Genomic DNA, 17,337 nt, shown 5'->3' on the forward strand with positions numbered 1-17,337 from the left:
ATATCCCTCGCTTTTGAATTTACAACTTCTGTATTGTATGATCTGGACTATAGATAATAACACAAAAATCCTTTAAAATTAATTTTGAGAAACACCTAAATACACATATTTTAAAATGGACAATTTAACCAATAAAAATATCATAATTGCTGCTGGTGGTACTGGCGGGCATATTTACCCTGCTGTAGCTGTAGCTGAGCTTCTTAATGAAAATGGAGCTAATATAACTTGGGTTGGAACACCTAACAGTATGGAAGCAAAGCTAGTAACAGGCATATTTGACATCAAATATATTAAAACTGCTGGAATTAGAAGAAAAAATGTTATAAAAAAACTGTTTTTTCCTCTAAAGTTAACTATTAGCAGCTTAAAAGCTTACAAAATCTTAAGAGAAACAAAAGCAGATTTAGTTATAGGGTTTGGTGGCTATGTATCTGGACCTGTGTGTTTAGCAGCAAAACTAAAAAAAATTCCTGTAGTTATACATGAACAGAATGCTAAAATTGGACTTACAAATAGAGTTTTAGCGAAATTAGCAGATAGAATATGCCTAGCATTTGAGATTGATAATATAAAAAGCTATTTCAACCCTAAACAATTAGCAAAAACAACAATCGTTGGTAACCCAGTCAGAAAAGATATCCTTAATCTTAATACTATAGAAAAAAACTTTTCTCACCCAGAATTAAGACTTTTAATACTAGGTGGTAGTCAAGGAGCAAAAGCTATAAATGATATTATACCCAAATTAATATTAGAATCTAAAAAGCATGATATAAATATTAAAGTTTGGCATCAAACAGGAGCCTTGTTATTTGATCAAACACAAGCTAACTACGCAGGTATATCTCAAGAAAACATCAAAGAAATTTCTGCGTTTATATTTGATATGGCAGCAGCATATAAATGGGCAGATTTAGTGATTTGTCGAGCCGGCGCTCTTACGGTATCTGAATGTGCTATTGCCGGGTTACCAACTATATTTATACCATTTCCATCTGCAGTTGATGACCACCAGTTTTTTAATGCTCAAATTATTGTAAAAAATAATGCTGGCTTTTGTATTAGACAAGATCAGATGGATTTAGAAAAATTAATAAGTATAATTAAACCCTTAGTGGATGATCACGATAAACTAATAACCTTATCAAATAATGCAAAAAAAACATTGATAAAGAACTCTAGTGAACAGATATTGGAATATATTAAAGAAGTTTTACACTAAGCAACTATTTAAGGATTAAAAAATGAATTTTGATATGTCTAAATTAATGCAACAAGCACAAAAGATGCAAGAGCAAATGAAAAAAGCTCAACAAGAACGTGAAAATATGGAAGTAACTGGAGAAGCTGGAGCTGGATTAGTAAAAGTAGTTATGACTGGCAAACATGATGTTAAATCTGTAAATATAGATCAAAGCCTTTTAAATGAAGACAAAGAAATGCTAGAAGACCTTATAGCAGCAGCAGTGAATAGTGCTGTTAAAAAAGTTGAAGAGAATTCTCCCACTGACATACAAAAGATGGCTCAAGATGTTGGTATAAATCTACCAGATGGAATTAAGTTTCCATTTTAATAAAAAAGCTCTAATCCAAATGAACAATAAAATATTCTCTCCAAAAATTACAGCTGTTATTGAATCTTTACGCAAGCTCCCCACTATTGGGAAAAAATCTTCACAACGACTAGCTCTACACTTACTAGATAAATCACCAGAAACAGCTATTGCTATAGCCAAGTCCCTTTTAGAGGCTACTAACAGCATTACTAACTGCAAACATTGTCAAGCTCTAACCGAGAATGAGATATGTGCAATATGTAGTGATTCTAAGCGTGATGACTCTAAACTATGTATAGTAGAAAATATGTTAGATCTCGTCGCCATAGAAGATGCTCATATTTTCAAAGGAAAATACTTTATTTTAAATGGAAGAATATCCCCTCTAGATGGTATAGGGCCGAAAGAGTTAAAACTAAATTTATTAGAAAGCATTATAGCATCAAGAAATATAAATGAAATTATACTAGCAATTAGCCCTACAGTTGAAGGTGAAACCACGGCTCACTTCATATCGCAGATTATAGACAAAAATATAATAATTTCTAGAATTGGATTTGGGGTGCCATTTGGCGGTGAACTTGAATACTTAGACCAACAAACTTTATTACACGCTTTTAATGCCAGAACTAGTCTCTAATCATCTGACTATTCAACTATACTTTTTCATTATTTTTGAAATAATTAATGAAGATAACAGACAGCTTATTAATATCAAAAGTATAGTACTATTAAGTATGTATATATTAAGGATACCAATATTATAACCTATCAATGCAACAGCCAGGGCAGCTGCAGCATGAGAGCTACTTAAACCAAATATAACTATCTGATCTTCGCTTTTAAATTTAAATATAATCTTTACCAATTTCGCGACCAACCATTTACTAAATATTGCTACCACGATAAAAGAAAATGTTAAGGTAAATCCCATTTTAAAAATAATTTTATAATCAAACATCATTCCTATGCTTATTAAGAACACCGGAATAAAAAGTGTATTGCCAATAAAATATATGTCTTGTTTGACTATTTCAATTTTATTTGAGAAATTGCTCAAAACCAAACCAGCAAAGAACGCTCCAATAATAATATCCATACCTATACTTTCTGCAAAGATTGCTGAAGCAAAAACTATTAATAAAACAAATATATACACTAAGCTTTTCTGGTTTGAAAATCTATCTAAAAAGATTCTAGAAATGAAAGGAACTAAAATAAAAATTACTAATATAAATGTTATAAAATAGAGCGCTAAAGTAAAAAGCACTGACCATATAGTAATGTTAATAAATTGATGCTTTATGTTAGTAAAAAATGCTAATATAAAAAGTACTATAGTATCTGTGATTACCGTTCCACCAACAACTACTGAAATTATGTTTTTCTTTGGATAATTAGTTATTAGAGGATAGGCTATTAATGTGTGAGTTGAAAATATAATCGCTGTTAAAACTGCAGCTTGAAAACTAAAGTTGAAAAAGCAACTAAATACTATAAAACCTAAAATAAAAGGGATTAAAAAGGTAAGTAACCCAAAAGTAATAATCTTATTCTTATTAGCTCTAAAATCTGTAACATCAAGCTCAAATCCAGCTAAAAACATAATGTATATTAGACCTGTTTTTGCAAATATAGTTACTGCTAAACTTTGGTCAAGGATATTAAAACCATAAGGTCCAATTATAACACCGGCAATTATTAAACTAATTATATTAGGTAATCTCAAAAATCTAGATAAAAGACTTGATGTAAAAATTATTAAGAGTATGACTCCAAAAATATCGACTGGAGATTGTAAAGGAAAGATATCTAATCCCATTATCCAAAAACCTTATGATCCTTATAATAGAAAATCTATAATTTATTAATATCAATACAATAAGAGTAAATAATTACCATTTACTTATTTAGTATTCTTTCTACATTTATTGTCACATCCAATTTTCTAGTTAAACGTAGTAATAAATAAAGCTCTCTTCTATTACGCACTACCACTATAGCTGAAAGCTTAGCTTGTTTATTATCAATAGACATCATGTCAAGACTACGAATATCTACCCCCTCTCTAGCTAATGTTGTAGTAAGTTTAGCAACCGCTCCTGGGATATTTTTTAAAGTTACAGCTATCCTAGCCCTAAAGCTAGGGTTATCATCATTATTTACAGACCAGCCAGCTTGTATTTGTTTAATACCTTGTCTTTTAAGCATAGTATATAGCTCATTACAGCTACCTCTATGAATCTCTATATTACCATCTTCTGTTACTATTGCTTTTATCTCATCACCAGGTAAAGGTAAACAGCACTCAGCTATACGCTGGTCATCACCATATCTAATTTGCGCTTTTGACGTTGATGGTTTACTATATGCGTGCTGAAGATCGTCTATATATTTAACTATAAACTCAATAAAGTTGCTAGGGTCTATTAATCCTAAACCTGTATCTAAATAAAACCTATTGACAGTTTCTATACCTTCATAATTAAATAAAGCTCCATGAATAATTTCATTAGGAATGCTCTTAATATTAATATCATGTTTTTGTAATTTACCTTCAACAAGCTCTTTACCACTTATATAATTAATATTTTTATATTGCTGCTTCAAAAAATCTTTAATTGCAGACTTAGCTCTACCAGTTTCCACAAAATCCAGCCAAACTGGATTAGGATCAGCTACAGCTGAAGTCACAATCTCTATATTATCACCTTGTTTAAGGCGATAATTAAGAGGAACTATTTTTCTATTAACTCTTGCTGCTATACATTTATTACCTACATCGGTATGAATATAGTAAGCAAAATCTATACATGTAGAGTTTTGTGGCAACTCAACTATTTCTCCTTGTGGAGTAAAAACAAAAACATCATTATTAAACATATCAGTTTTAACATTTTCTAAAAATTCTACAGAGCTAGCCGTATAAACATTAATATCTGATATCTTCTTAAGCCATCTTTGTATAGCTTTATCAGTTTTTTCACCTATCTTATAGCTCCAATGAGCTGCTATACCATATTCTGCTTGTCGATCCATCTGCTCCGTTTTAATCTGTATTTCTAAAGGAATGTTATAAGGTCCCAAAACAACTGTATGAATAGATCTATAGCCATTAGCCTTAGGTGTCGCTATGTAGTCTTTAAAACGTTGAGGTATTGGTTTATACAATTCATGAATTTTCCCTAAAGCTATATAGCAATCTATACGACTAGGAACTATTACTTTATAAGCGTACATATCCATTATTTCTTCAAAAGAAACACCCTTTTTACGCATTTTATTATATATGCTGTATAACGTCTTTTTACGTGCTTTTATACTATCTTTAGATACCAAATCTCCTAGCTTATCTATCAAAGTTTCTTTAACCTGATAAAAAACTTTTTCTTTATTTTTTTCTACTTTTTTAACCTTTTCATCTAAAATGTGATATCTATAAGGATACATCCCCTGAAAAGCTAAAGTTTCTAACTGTTCTTTTAAAGTGTTAATACCTAATCTATGAGCAATAGGAGCAAACACATCTAAAGTTTCTTGAGAAATTCTTCTTTTCTTTTCTGGCTTAAGCGGTGCTAAAGTACGCATATTATGCAATCTATCAGCTAATTTAATAAATATAACTCGAACGTCTTTTGTTACAGACAAAAGCATTTTACGAAAATTTTCTGCTTGCTGCTCAGCTAAATTTTTGTGTCTAATTTGAGTTAATTTAGTAACTCCTTCAACAAGTTCTGATACTTTCGTGCCAAAAAGTTTCTGTATTTCTTCATGAGTATGTTCTGTATCTTCAACAACATCATGAAGTAATGCTGCTATAATGGTGTCAACGTCCATTTTTACTTCTGCTAAAATACAAGCTACTGCAACAGGGTGAGTAAAATATGGCTCTCCAGAACTACGCACTTGTGTCTCATGAGCATCAGCTCCAAAGATAAAAGCTTGCACTATTTTTAAGCGTTCCTGGGCAGGAAGATACTTAGAAATAATTTTATTAAGATCATAAAAACAAAACATAATTAAAAATAAAAAAATATATCGAATATCATAGATAATAAATTGATTTAACTATCAAAGCAATTGTAACTCTACTTTGTTTTATAAGAAATTAAATATTTTCTTGAAACTATTGCCATTCCAACAACTAAACTTATGTCTATTATCAGTAAGATAGTTGCTAAAGTTGTATTATAATTTTTCTGTGAAAAAGCTGCTCCTTGCCCTGGTGGAGTAACTCCTGCTGGGTTGTATGCTAAACCATATTTCTTGATAATAGAAGAGTTTATATCTCGAATATTAATTACAGGAATCCCTTCTTTTAAGAAATTTACAGCAACAGAGTTAACATTTTTATATTCAGGAGGTAAGTCTTTGATTACTCCAGAAGGAAAACTATGGAGTTTAACAAATTTATCATCTTGATCGTTAGGCTTAGTTTTTGCAGACTCTTCTTTAACATCTGCCTCTGATTCTAACTTAATTTGCTTAAGTCCTATAGATGCCATGTTACCACCAACGTTTATATACGCTTTAATTTTTTCATCACCAGTAGCTTCTTTGTACATCTTCAAACGCGTTTCTACAGAAATATTTGTAGCATCTTTATATGGAATGTTAATAGTCTTATAACCATTTCTCTTAATAGCATCATTTAATTTTAGAATTGCTGATGGTGTCATGCCATAACCGTTATCTCTAGAACCTCCTAATGTTACTCCTAAAACTGGGTAATCAAACATGCCCTTTTCTACCAAATTATGATAAATATCTAACCATGTAAAATTAGGTCTATTAGCTCCATACTGAGATGCTCCAGCTGAAAATATAATTAAAGGTTTAAGATCTAAAATTTTAATTGCTGATAACATAGCAATATCTAAAGCAGGATATGATCCAGTTTCCTGGATTGCAACTGTATCCCCTTTTTTAAGGTCTAACTCATTTAACCAGCTGATAAATACCGCCGCTATGTTTGGATTAACAGAAGATCTCTTAGAATATAAATCTCCAGAATCTGTAGTAATCTCTGTCATTGACAGGCCGACCAAACCAGTACAAGTTACATCGCCAACTTCTTTACATAAGTAGCCTTTAGAGATAAAAAAATCTTGGGTAAGTTTGAAAGCTTGACTTGTTACTTCTGCTGCTTGTAATTTCTGAGTATAACCTTTAGTCTCAATAACTAAATTTTTCTCTACTATATATAGAGATATAATCATGAACGCACTTAAAAATAATATTATATAGCGTGATAAATACTTACGATGCCAATACATAGTTTTCATTATTTATATTCCTACTATTTGAGGGCCAATTAATACTATTAGTAACAAACGAATAATAACTGACGCTATTAACAACGAACCAATAGTTTCGATAAGACCTTGTCTATCTATAGATAAGGTAATAAGACCAGGTATGATGTAACCTATAACTTTTATATCATCAAAATAAAAACTAGAAGTCATATACTGTGCTAGCATATTATTACATATGGTCCCTAATATAAAAGATAAAAGTACTGTAATAGCAATTCTTCTTCTACCATAAATGATCATAAATTTTGACATTAACCTAACTATTCCAAAAATCGCTATTGAAATAATTATGGTTATTATGACTCTATCTGGAGCTCCCATTTCTAAAGCGAAGTATCCTGGAACAACCATACCGCCTGTAGATAAACCTAAAAGTGATACAAAAACTAACCCAACAATCAAACCTATCCCTATAGAGAGAGTTAATGGATCCATATTTTCTCCTATTAAATGTATAATAAACAATATCTATAAATCATGTTTTTCTTTATGACTTTTATCACAAAAATCTACTAAACTCATTCCTATATCTTTAATGTTACCAACTCCTACTAGTATATATGAGTTAGCCTTCTGAGTTTCATATATTTTTTCAAGGATTTCAAGAGGCTGCATATCTTCACAAATGATAACTTGAACCATCTTTTTATTAAGTGATTTTGCATATCTTTTATAAAAAGAAGTAAAAACTTCTGTACCTGTTCCAATAAGGACAACCAAATTTGGAATTTGCCAATCAAGTATAGCTTCAGCTATCTGCTTAGATCTATCTTCTCTATCCTCTCGGCAATTAACAACTAAAACTTTTTTATCACAGCTCTCATATTTGCTATAAAGCTTATCCCAAAGCATTTTGGTTGAGACTGGGTCATTTGCGGCGAAAGCATTGGCAAAATTCATTTCAGCACCTTTAATAACAAAATTATACTCTGTCATAGCCCCAGGATCTGGAATTGCTTCCCACATACCCTTTAAAGCAATCTCTCTTGGTATCCCCAAATCGTTTGTTACTTTTAACGCTAAAGCAACGTTAATTTTAAACTCAGAGTACACAAACTTATTAATTTCTTCATCTGTTACCTTCTCAGCATCAGCAGCGGTAGCAACAATCAACTCACTACCTCTATCTTTACACGCATATTTAAAAAAATCAACATGAACATCTTCAGCTGTAAAATACTTTGCCTTTATAGGAACAGTGCCTGCCAAAGCCTTTGCAACGTCTCTTTCAGTTGGTCCCATTACATCTAAATGGTCAGGTCTAGCATTAGTAAGAACGCCATGTGTAGCCTTGATTAATTTTAATTCACACAGAGATTGTAGTAATGGTTGAAGTGCCATACATTCTATAACTATGGCATCAGCTTTAGCTCTTTTTGCTTTAAACATTATTTTAATTTGCTCAGCTATATTGCTAAACCCTATCCTAAAAACTGGAACTTCTGAGCCATCAACATCTATATATCTAGCTAAAGTACCTGTGCTTTTTGCAACAGTCCTATGACCTCCAGCGCGCACACCAGCCGCTATTAATCTAGCAACGCTTGACTTACCTCTAGTACCATTAACATGAATACGTATCGGGATACTCTTGATACTTATATTATGGATAATGTTTTCTACTATTAGATAAATACTTAAAACAAAAAAAACTCCTATAATCAACCAAAAGTCCAAAGTAAACCCCCTGATCCCTTAAAATCTCTTTTTTAACTATATCACAAAAATTAACCTATCAAAAGCTAATGGACTAATTTTAAATTTTTAATAGTCTCTTTAGTAGCAAAATAAATACCTATAACAAGCACCCCCCCCCAAATAATAAAATTTAGGGTTACTTTTTCAAGGTGAAAAACTATACTAAAAAAACCTGCCCAAAAAATAAATGTAGCATTAAAAGTAGTACCTAAACTTGCTCCTATGCGCTTTATAGCATAATAGTAAGCAATATACGACGTCATAGCAGATACAACACATATAATAAGAATTTTTATCATGAAAAACCTTTCCAACACTTTTAGCAATTCTAAAGGAAAAAACACATAAAAAAACGTCAAGCAAAACAAGTAAGACATCGCTGAACAAAACTGTCTTGTAGCTAATAAAAATGAACTATGATCTTCAGTAGCTTTTTTTAATGCTAGTGAAAACAAAATTGATTCCAGCCCCCATCCTAACATAGCACAAAAGGCGAACATAATACCAATTACTGTTTCATTACCTCCATGATGCTCGCCAGCAATTGATATAAATATAACAGCCAAGACTGATAGTACTATGCCAAGTATTTTTAAATTTGTTGGTTTTTCTTTTAGAAAAAATATTGCTAAAACAAGAGCTACTATGGGGTAGCATGAGGTGACAACCCCAGCATAAATAGGACCAGCATATGATATACCAACTATACCAGCAACCATACCTAAAGGACCGGCAAAAATAGCAGCCAAACACAGTAACCAAAAGATTTTCTTTAAAGATTTAACTCTAGTAAAAAAAGTTTGGGGAGAGCTAAAATAATGATACCCAAATATAGATAAACTAGATGAAGTATCCTGTACAAACGCTAGAAGCAAAGAAAAAACGATAGTTAAAAGTCCGGTTGATAAAATTTCCATCTTGATGCTGAAAATGTTTATATATACGTCGTTAAGACCCCACAGAACCCCTGATAAAACTCCAACAAATATTCCAAATAGCTTTAGAGATTTCAAATTCAGCAAAATAAACCTACTATTACAAAAATAAAACTAAAATCATAATAACATCTTAAAGTATCTAAATAAACTATCTCAATGTATTCGTTTTATTAGGTTTATGATACAGAATAAATTTTTCTAATCCTTCACTATCAATTAAAATATTTAAATAGAAACAGCTACTTAACCACCTTCTGAAAACTTCACTCATGAAAAGATAACCACTTTTTAGATGGGTAACCAGGGATTTCTTTAGTAAGTATAGGAACCATAAATCCTGATGAAATCTCTGAAAGCTTTTTCATAATATCTTTAGCATTATCAACATTATAATGCCTAGTTCCAGAAACAGTATCTAACAAATGTATATAGTATGGAATTACCTTAGCTTTTATCAGCTTTGTACTTAAAGCATATAACACATTAGCGTCATCATTTATATCTTTTAGCAACGTACTTTGATTTAAAATAATTATGCCAAATTTATGTATTTCTTTTAAAACATTAGTAACATTATCATCTATCTCATTAGGATGATTTACGTGTATAACTAATATCGTATCTAATCCATGCTCTGATAGAATTTGTAATAATTTAGTAGTTATTCTCTCTGGCAACACCACAGGTATCCTCGAATGGATTCTAACCCTTTTAATATGAGTTATTTGCTGTATGTTTTTTAAGAAAAATTCTAAGACTTCATCATTATTTAATAAAGGATCTCCTCCACTTAGAATAACTTCTTCTATACTTTTATCATTTCTTATATAGTCAAAAGCTTGTAACCAGTCCTTTCTACCTGGAGTATTATCTTTGTAATCAAATTCTTTGCGAAAACAGTATCTACAATGCACAGCACAGCTTGTTTGAGCTATTAATAAAACTCTACCATGATATTTATGTAACAAGCCAGCAACTTTATTATAGTTTTTCTCTTCTAGTGGGTCACTAGTATAGTTTTCAACTACTACCTCCTCATCCACAATTGGTAATACTTGTTTTAATAGAGGGTCATTAATATTGCCTTTTTGCATTCTATTAGCAAAAGATCTAGGGATAATCATCTTAAATTTCTTTGTAATTTCAGACGAAACCCTAGCTTCATTACTATCTATTTGCAAGAACTCTAATAATTCTGAAGGTGAATAAAAAGATTCTTTAAGTGCTTTTTTCCAATCATTAGTAAACATATATCTGTACTTGGTTTTACGGAGTTGTTAGGAGGCTTTATTCAAAATATCTGCCAATTTTCTCATATAGAGTTAAATTGTCAATTTCTAACCAAAGGTGTGTACAAAATAAGGACTATATAATAAAAACAATAAGTGATATAAACTATTGACTTACACAAAAATTATAGCTATCTTAAATAAAAAATAGATAATATTTTTTAAGATTATTAGAAAATGATTAAATATAGATACAAAATAACTAACTTTATAATCCTAGCCATACTGGTAATAGTTGGGGGGTTTGTATATATAAAACATAAAGCTAACAATCAGTATCAAATCCTTCCTAGCAATAATGGAGCTAATTTAACTGACACCTCTTGGGTTAAAAATAAATATTTAAATATAGCATATGCTACAGTTTCCAATGCTCAAAAACTGGACATTTACTTACCTAATGATAAAAAGTTTGTTAAACCATATCCTGTTATAATCGCTATACATGGGGGAGCATTCTTAGGTGGAGATAAGGCCGACTATCAACTAAAACCTATACTTGAAAGTATAAAACATGGATATGCTGTAGTTTCAATAAATTATCGTTTAGCTGATGAAGCAAAATTCCCAGCTCAAATTAAAGATGTAAAAGCTGCTATTAGATTCTTAAAGGCAAATGCTACTAAGTATAATCTAAATCCTGATGCTATAGCTGTTTGGGGTGATTCTGCTGGTGGAAATTTAGCTGCTCTTGCTGCCACTTCAGGAAACAAAATAACTGAACTAGATGATTTAGATTTAGGTAATAAAAAATACTCAGCAAATGTACAAGCTTGCGTTGACTGGTTTGGGCCTACCGATTTTAGCAAAATGGATGATCAATTTAGACAATCTGGCTTAGGGAAACCCATTCATTCACAAGATAACTCACCTGAAAGTTTATACATTGGTAGCAACGTTGGCAACAGTCCTGAAAAAACCAAAATGGCTAACCCAGAAACATATATAAGTAAAGACACTCCACCATTCCTTATAGAACATGGCCGTATTGATAATGTAGTACCTGTACAGCAAAGTATAAATTTCTATAATAAATTAATTAAAGTAATTGGAAAAGACAAAGTTGAATTAGTGATTATTGATGGCGCTAAGCATGGTGGTGAAAAATTTGAAACTAATGATAACTTAGAGCTTGTATTTAACTTCCTTGATAAAACTCTTAAATAAAAATCCCACGAAAAATGACTTCTAATAGCTTTGAAGCATTTATTTTTTCGACCTAATTGTGTTTTGTAAAGCTTTACGTATAACTTCTGAAACATCACTTGCATCTATTAGTGAACTTCTAACCATTTTTTCAGCATCTTTTTGCTTATAGCCTAATGCCAATAAAGCATCTACAGACTCATTAAACATAGAATTAGAAATAACAGCCGTACTATTTTGAGCTGTTAAGCTTTTTGCTGTTTCTTCATGGCCTATATTAACATCAGATTGACCATAAATTTCATTGGCTAATTTAAGTAATTTATCATATATTTCAACAACCAATCTTTCTGCTGTTTTTTTACCAATTCCTGGCACTGTTGCTAGCAAACCATAATCTTTATTCTCTATACAATGGAGTAACGTTTTACAGTCCATTCCAGAAAGTATTGCTATAGCAGTTCTAGCACCTATACCACTAACTTTTATTAGCTCTTGGAAAACTTTTTTATCAACTTTAGTTTTAAAGCCATAAAGTTGTTGTGCATCTTCTCTAACAACAAAATGTGTATACAAACTTACTTCACTATTAGTCTCACCAATGGTATAAAAAGTAGTCATAGGTACGAAAATTTCATATCCAACACCATTTACATCTACCAATAATGCCGTAGGATCTTTCTCTAGCAATATGCCTCTTATAAAACTTATCATAATAATTTATTTTAGTGTTTTATTCTTAAGGATAAAGCTTATTTGGCAATAATCAAGTTGTCTTTATATTTTTATATAACCGGTTTCTTTTGAGATTAGGAGATGTGAGAATTATTATACTATAAGTGTAAGCAAACTCTGTTTGACTTCTCAAAATCTACTTTCCTTTGTCAGAAATCGCGGCTAGCATATATTTTAGACAATTCTGTTAATAAGTAGTTTAAAAAACTAGAACAATTATGAATTTTAGTAGGATAACTAGGGGTGTAACGCTCAGGTGCAGTAACATAACTATGAAGAGGGAGCTTATCTCCATACTTATTTATTGTTTTTTTATCTATAAATTTTCTGACATACTCTCTAACTATAGAATCAACTACGTTATCTTGGATTGTTATTATAGGTATACAGCCATCAAAAAAGTATTTGATAGATTTTTCCAATTTGAGCTTATATAAAGCTGACTGAATTGGAAGGCTCTTTTGATTATATACTGATGAAATCCTTCCGAATAACTCTAATCTTCTTTCAAACTCAATTTGAGAATCACCCTTAGGAAGAGTTGGAAGACCAGCTCCTTCTTCATAAAACTTAAAGAAGATGTAATCGTTTGTTATCTCATAAATTTTGAATAAAAAAACATGATAGCCACCAACATCATCTCTTTTATCATGGAAGCGATTAAGAACAAACCAATCATTAATAGTGGGCATCTTAGGTGATTTAAGTTTAAGAGGTCTAATGGAGTCTTCGATTCCGAAAGGATATGCTGACCTATTGTGCCGGAATACTGTATTTCTCCATGCAGCTTGAATTTTAGTAGTAGCATCGTATACTTTTTTATAATTTATGGGCTTTTCATATCTATATTTGCCTAAAATGTTATCTAATAATAGTGCTTCGATACTTTCGGTATTATTATCTAATACCTTTAAATCTGTTCTTCTAATGATAGAACGTAATGAAGAAGGGTATGTATTCCCTCCATTTAATAATGAAGCCAAATTTCTATTGATTACACCTTCTTTAAAAAATGACCTTTCTATAAAACTTCTACCTAAAAAATTATTATATATCTCATCAATATCTCTTTTATTCTCACATTTAATAAATAATGCTTTTAATTCTCTAGCTCTACGAACTCCCCTATTTCCATGATAATGTATCCATCCAGCCTTTTTTGGGAGGCTAATATATTTATCTATTGCAGTTATTAAGGCTTTTCTGGCAATAAGGAATTTAATGTTACATCTATGACATAACTTTCCTATAAAATGATCATTTTCGTTTGTATGATAAAAAACGTACTCACATTCATTGCATATATTCTGACTACCTAACGATTTCTCCATAATTACTCTTATCTTAATTTACATACATTTAAATTTAAAATAGTTATATTTTAATAAATAAAAACTAAAAAATAATTAATAAATTATATTCATTATAATACATTATGATAAAATTTTTAACATAATTTATAAATTATATTTATTAGTAACTAAAAAATTTGAATATGGTTAAATGCAATCAGGAGTCAGAAACTCTGTTTTTTTTATTTAATTCTTTTTTGAGCCACTCGACTTGCGCCAACTATTTTGGCTAAAGATTTACTACTATGATAATGGCATATTGCAATGGCTAAAGCATCTGCAGCATCTTCTGGTGGCTTTTTACTTAACCCTAATAGAGATTGCACCATATGTTGAACTTGAGACTTTGCTGCTGCCCCTGTTCCAACTACTGCTTGTTTTATCTGCTTAGCCGAATACTCACTAACACCTAAGCCATTTATGGCTAAAGTACACATAGCAACACCTCTTGCTTGTCCTAACTTTAAAGCACCTGTTGGATTCTGAAACATAAAAATCTGCTCAATAGCAGATTCTGTTGGAACATATGTGTTTATAACTTCTGTGATACCATCTGCAATTTGCTTGAGCCTATTTGCTGTAGTTACTTCTGTAATACGAATACACCCACTAGCAACATAATATAGTTTATTATCTTGAGCCTTAATAACCCCAAAACCCGTAATTCTTGAACCTGGATCTATACCTAAAATTACCATTTAGCTCCTAGACTTATTAAGAATGTAATATCTATCAAATTATAGTTAACTAAGTCGTTCCATTAATTCTTGAGTAAAATTAGCGTTAGAGTATACATTTTGTACATCATCAAGGTCTTCTAATTTATCAATTAGATTCATAACCTTTTCCGCTGTTTCCAGATCTAACTCAACTTTAGTTTCTGCATCAAAAGTAACTTCAGCACTATCTGGATTAAAACCTTTTTTTATAAGTGTTTCTTGCACATCAGAAAAGCTTTGAGGGTCTGTTATTACATCTATACTACCATCTTCATGTATAATTACATCATTAGCCCCTGCTTCCAAAGCTAGTTCCATTAGAGAATCTTCATCTACTCCACTTGCAAATGAAATAATACCCTTTTTAGTAAACATATATGCTACTGAACCATCTGTCCCCAGATTTCCGCTACTTTTAGTAAAAGCATGACGAACTTCACCAACAGTACGATTACGATTATCTGTCATACAATCAACCATAATAGCTACACCATTTGGTCCATAACCTTCGTAACGTACTTCTTCAACATTTGCTCCCTCTTCACCACCAGCGCCTTTTGTAATAGCTCTCTCTATCGTATCTTTACTCATGTTATTAGATAGTGCTGTAGCAATAGCTGCTCTTAGTCTTGGGTTAGCGTCTTTATCGCTACCACCTAACCTAGCTGCAACTGTTATTTCTCTGATTAATTTAGTAAAAATTTTACCTCGCTTTGCATCTTCTTTTGCTTTTTTATGCTTGATATTAGCCCATTTACTATGACCTGCCATCTTATATATCCTTAAATATAACTAACTACTTTTTCAACTAATTTTTCTATACCTTGTGCTGCTTCTAAAATATTTTTAGCACACATATACGCTGGTGTGGAGACCACTTTTACTCCCTCGTCTACACATATATCTGTAGCATCCATTATTACAGCTTCAGCACCTTTTTTCCCTAAAATTACTGCCGTGTTTTTATCATTACCAACAGTTACTTTTGTACCTTCTGGATAAACTAAAGGTATCATCAAGGGAGAGATACAAATATAACCAGCTGGTTTATCTGCAAGATAAAAAGCTCTTGCAAATTTTAACACTTCCTCATTCATCTGATAACTATCATCACCAACAAATGCAAAATCCATTATGTTTTTAGCTGCACCAAAGCCTCCTGGAAATATTACAGCATCATAGTTATCGCTATCAGCCTCTGCAAGATCTATAACATTACCTCTAGTGATACGTGCTGACTCCTCTAATATATTTCTAGGAGAAGCTTTTGAATCAACAGATTGATTCAAATGATTCACTACCTGCTTTTGATTTTCATTTAAAGCAACTCCTTGCCATTCTACACCTTGCTTTTCTAATGCTAATATAGTTAGTATAGCCTCATGTATCTCCGTACCATCAAGATGACCACAACCTGATAATACTACCGCTACTTTTGCCATTTTTTTCACCTTTTACTTTTATTTTACAAATCTAAATTATTTTTCTTAAAAACTCTATCTGCTCTATAGCTAGAACGAACCATAGGCCCAGATGCTACTTCTAAAAAGCCTTTTGCTAAACCTACTCTACGATATTCTTCAAACTGTGCTGGTGTTACAAATCTCTGCACACTTAAGTGATGCTTAGTTGGTTGCATATATTGACCTAGTGTTAAAATATCAACCCCTACACTTCTAGCGTCATCCATGGTTTTATAAATTTCCTCTTCTGTCTCACCTAGACCCACCATAATACTAGTTTTGGTCAAAACATTTGGTGATTTTTGTTTTACATATTTTAAAAAATTAAGAGTCTGCCAATAGCCGGCTCTAGGGTCGCGTACTGGATGAGTCAAACGTTCTACAGTTTCTATATTTTGTGCGATAACATCAACTTGAGTATTTATAATTTTATCTATATTTTGTTCTACACCACCAAAATCTGGTGTTAAAGCTTCAACTTTAATCTCTGGACTAAGTTGTTTTATTGCTGAAATTGTACTTGCATAATGCGCAGCACCACCATCTTCTAGATCATCACGATCTACTGAGGTCAAAACCACATATTCTAGATTCATAAGCTTTACACTTTCAGCTGCATTTTTAGGCTCATCTTTGTCAAGCCAACCTTTTGGATTTCCTGTATCAACTGAACAAAACTTACATGCCCTAGTGCAAACACTACCCATCAACATAATCGTTGCGGTACCATGAGACCAACATTCGTTAATATTTGGACATTTCGCTTCTTCACAAACCGTAGAAAGCTTATGCTTTTTTGTTATCGATTTAACTTTAAGGTATTCATTTGAATCTTGCTTTTTAACCTTCAACCATTCAGGTTTGCGGATATGAACAGAGTTTTCTTTTTTATTTCTAATCCCATCCTTAACTGCCTGGAATCCCTGCTCTGTAGTATACTTTCCACCACTTTCAATTTTTATTCTTAAATTAGAAATTTCTCGCATAAATTATATAACACTTAGATGTAAACTTAGTAAGCTGGCTACTATTATAAGTAATAACCTAAATTTTATAAACACATATAAGCCAGATTTTACTTTGAAATAGTTGTTTTAAACCTTTAGAATTAAATAAATAT

17 protein-coding genes are annotated in these 17,337 nt (G+C 31.5%); 4 read left to right on the forward strand and 13 right to left on the reverse strand.

The genetic code is table 11. The features are described from left to right. Positions 1-115: 115 nt before the first annotated feature. Genes murG through recR form a run of 3 tightly spaced genes read left to right on the forward strand, consistent with a single transcriptional unit; the run spans position 116 to position 2,199 of the window. A complete protein-coding gene (gene murG, locus SD28_RS06470) occupies positions 116-1,225 on the forward strand; it encodes an undecaprenyldiphospho-muramoylpentapeptide beta-N-acetylglucosaminyltransferase (RefSeq protein WP_039125225.1) in 1,110 nt (369 codons plus the stop codon). Positions 1,226-1,247: 22 nt separating this feature from the next. Then, entirely contained in the window at positions 1,248-1,577 is a 330-nt protein-coding gene (locus SD28_RS06475; RefSeq protein ID WP_039125227.1) for a YbaB/EbfC family nucleoid-associated protein, read from the forward strand. A gap of 19 nt (positions 1,578-1,596) precedes the next feature. Further along, a complete protein-coding gene (recR, locus tag SD28_RS06480) occupies positions 1,597-2,199 on the forward strand; it encodes a recombination mediator RecR (protein ID WP_039125858.1) in 603 nt (200 codons plus the stop codon). A 12-nt stretch (positions 2,200-2,211) separates the two neighbouring features. Here recR and SD28_RS06485 read toward each other — a convergent pair whose 3' ends face one another. From SD28_RS06485 to epmB, 7 genes are all read right to left on the reverse strand, one after another. After that, positions 2,212-3,381 carry a cation:proton antiporter gene (locus SD28_RS06485; protein WP_052251890.1) on the reverse strand — a complete coding sequence of 390 codons (1,170 nt, stop codon included), beginning with the start codon at positions 3,379-3,381 and terminating at the stop codon, positions 2,212-2,214. A gap of 80 nt (positions 3,382-3,461) precedes the next feature. Beyond that, positions 3,462-5,576: a RelA/SpoT family protein gene (locus tag SD28_RS06490; RefSeq protein WP_039125229.1), complete on the reverse strand. Its 2,115-nt coding sequence runs from the start codon at positions 5,574-5,576 to the stop codon at positions 3,462-3,464. A gap of 71 nt (positions 5,577-5,647) precedes the next feature. Next, positions 5,648-6,844, reverse strand: coding sequence for a poly-gamma-glutamate system protein (pgsW, locus tag SD28_RS06495; protein ID WP_039125231.1), 1,197 nt, complete (start codon positions 6,842-6,844; stop codon positions 5,648-5,650). Positions 6,845-6,847: 3 nt separating this feature from the next. Further along, on the reverse strand, positions 6,848-7,312 hold the full coding sequence (gene pgsC, locus SD28_RS06500) for a poly-gamma-glutamate biosynthesis protein PgsC (protein ID WP_039125233.1): 465 nt from the start codon (positions 7,310-7,312) through the stop codon (positions 6,848-6,850). Positions 7,313-7,345: 33 nt separating this feature from the next. Continuing rightward, a complete protein-coding gene (pgsB, locus tag SD28_RS06505; RefSeq protein WP_039125235.1) occupies positions 7,346-8,554 on the reverse strand; it encodes a poly-gamma-glutamate synthase PgsB in 1,209 nt (402 codons plus the stop codon). Between the two features lie 65 nt (positions 8,555-8,619). Continuing rightward, positions 8,620-9,588 (reverse strand): DMT family transporter, encoded by a 969-nt coding sequence (locus tag SD28_RS06510; RefSeq protein ID WP_169742484.1) that lies wholly within the window; start codon positions 9,586-9,588, stop codon positions 8,620-8,622. Positions 9,589-9,776: 188 nt separating this feature from the next. After that, entirely contained in the window at positions 9,777-10,763 is a 987-nt protein-coding gene (epmB, locus tag SD28_RS06515; protein WP_039125239.1) for an EF-P beta-lysylation protein EpmB, read from the reverse strand. A 216-nt stretch (positions 10,764-10,979) separates the two neighbouring features. Between epmB and SD28_RS06520 the strand changes: the two genes are divergently transcribed. Next, entirely contained in the window at positions 10,980-11,969 is a 990-nt protein-coding gene (locus SD28_RS06520) for an alpha/beta hydrolase (RefSeq protein WP_039125241.1), read from the forward strand. A 39-nt stretch (positions 11,970-12,008) separates the two neighbouring features. On the opposite strand, the gene ruvA is transcribed toward SD28_RS06520, so the two are convergent. The 6 genes from ruvA to lipA form a co-directional block, all read right to left on the reverse strand. Then, a complete protein-coding gene (ruvA, locus tag SD28_RS06525) occupies positions 12,009-12,662 on the reverse strand; it encodes a Holliday junction branch migration protein RuvA (protein ID WP_039125243.1) in 654 nt (217 codons plus the stop codon). A 170-nt stretch (positions 12,663-12,832) separates the two neighbouring features. Further along, positions 12,833-14,014 carry a hypothetical protein gene (locus tag SD28_RS06530; protein ID WP_039125245.1) on the reverse strand — a complete coding sequence of 394 codons (1,182 nt, stop codon included), beginning with the start codon at positions 14,012-14,014 and terminating at the stop codon, positions 12,833-12,835. 203 nt (positions 14,015-14,217) lie between these two features. Next, positions 14,218-14,733 (reverse strand): crossover junction endodeoxyribonuclease RuvC, encoded by a 516-nt coding sequence (ruvC, locus tag SD28_RS06535; protein ID WP_039125247.1) that lies wholly within the window; start codon positions 14,731-14,733, stop codon positions 14,218-14,220. Positions 14,734-14,778: 45 nt separating this feature from the next. After that, positions 14,779-15,525 carry a YebC/PmpR family DNA-binding transcriptional regulator gene (locus SD28_RS06540; protein ID WP_039125249.1) on the reverse strand — a complete coding sequence of 249 codons (747 nt, stop codon included), beginning with the start codon at positions 15,523-15,525 and terminating at the stop codon, positions 14,779-14,781. 11 nt (positions 15,526-15,536) lie between these two features. Further along, complete coding sequence (gene elbB / locus SD28_RS06545) at positions 15,537-16,196, reverse strand: isoprenoid biosynthesis glyoxalase ElbB (protein ID WP_039125251.1); 660 nt, start codon at positions 16,194-16,196, stop codon at positions 15,537-15,539. Positions 16,197-16,219: 23 nt separating this feature from the next. Further along, the gene (gene lipA, locus SD28_RS06550; protein WP_039125253.1) at positions 16,220-17,203 is read right to left on the reverse strand and encodes a lipoyl synthase; all 984 of its coding nucleotides are present in this window, start codon (positions 17,201-17,203) and stop codon (positions 16,220-16,222) included. Positions 17,204-17,337: the final 134 nt, after the last annotated feature.

The organism is Allofrancisella guangzhouensis (genome assembly GCF_000815225.1).
Lineage (GTDB): Bacteria > Pseudomonadota > Gammaproteobacteria > Francisellales > Francisellaceae > Francisella > Francisella guangzhouensis.

Bases quoted from the DNA above. Each gene is read 5' to 3' on its own strand.
- murG (WP_039125225.1), top strand. From the start codon at position 116: ATGGACAATTTAACCAATAAAAATATCATAATTGCTGCTGGTGGTACT.
- SD28_RS06475 (WP_039125227.1), top strand. From the start codon at position 1,248: ATGAATTTTGATATGTCTAAATTAATGCAACAAGCACAAAAGATGCAA.
- recR (WP_039125858.1), top strand. From the start codon at position 1,597: ATGAACAATAAAATATTCTCTCCAAAAATTACAGCTGTTATTGAATCT.
- SD28_RS06485 (WP_052251890.1), bottom strand. From the start codon at position 3,381: ATGGGATTAGATATCTTTCCTTTACAATCTCCAGTCGATATTTTTGGA.
- SD28_RS06490 (WP_039125229.1), bottom strand. From the start codon at position 5,576: ATGTTTTGTTTTTATGATCTTAATAAAATTATTTCTAAGTATCTTCCT.
- pgsW (WP_039125231.1), bottom strand. From the start codon at position 6,844: ATGAAAACTATGTATTGGCATCGTAAGTATTTATCACGCTATATAATA.
- pgsC (WP_039125233.1), bottom strand. From the start codon at position 7,312: ATGGATCCATTAACTCTCTCTATAGGGATAGGTTTGATTGTTGGGTTA.
- epmB (WP_039125239.1), bottom strand. From the start codon at position 10,763: ATGTTTACTAATGATTGGAAAAAAGCACTTAAAGAATCTTTTTATTCA.
- SD28_RS06520 (WP_039125241.1), top strand. From the start codon at position 10,980: ATGATTAAATATAGATACAAAATAACTAACTTTATAATCCTAGCCATA.
- ruvA (WP_039125243.1), bottom strand. From the start codon at position 12,662: ATGATAAGTTTTATAAGAGGCATATTGCTAGAGAAAGATCCTACGGCA.
- SD28_RS06530 (WP_039125245.1), bottom strand. From the start codon at position 14,014: ATGGAGAAATCGTTAGGTAGTCAGAATATATGCAATGAATGTGAGTAC.
- ruvC (WP_039125247.1), bottom strand. From the start codon at position 14,733: ATGGTAATTTTAGGTATAGATCCAGGTTCAAGAATTACGGGTTTTGGG.
- SD28_RS06540 (WP_039125249.1), bottom strand. From the start codon at position 15,525: ATGGCAGGTCATAGTAAATGGGCTAATATCAAGCATAAAAAAGCAAAA.
- elbB (WP_039125251.1), bottom strand. From the start codon at position 16,196: ATGGCAAAAGTAGCGGTAGTATTATCAGGTTGTGGTCATCTTGATGGT.
- lipA (WP_039125253.1), bottom strand. From the start codon at position 17,203: ATGCGAGAAATTTCTAATTTAAGAATAAAAATTGAAAGTGGTGGAAAG.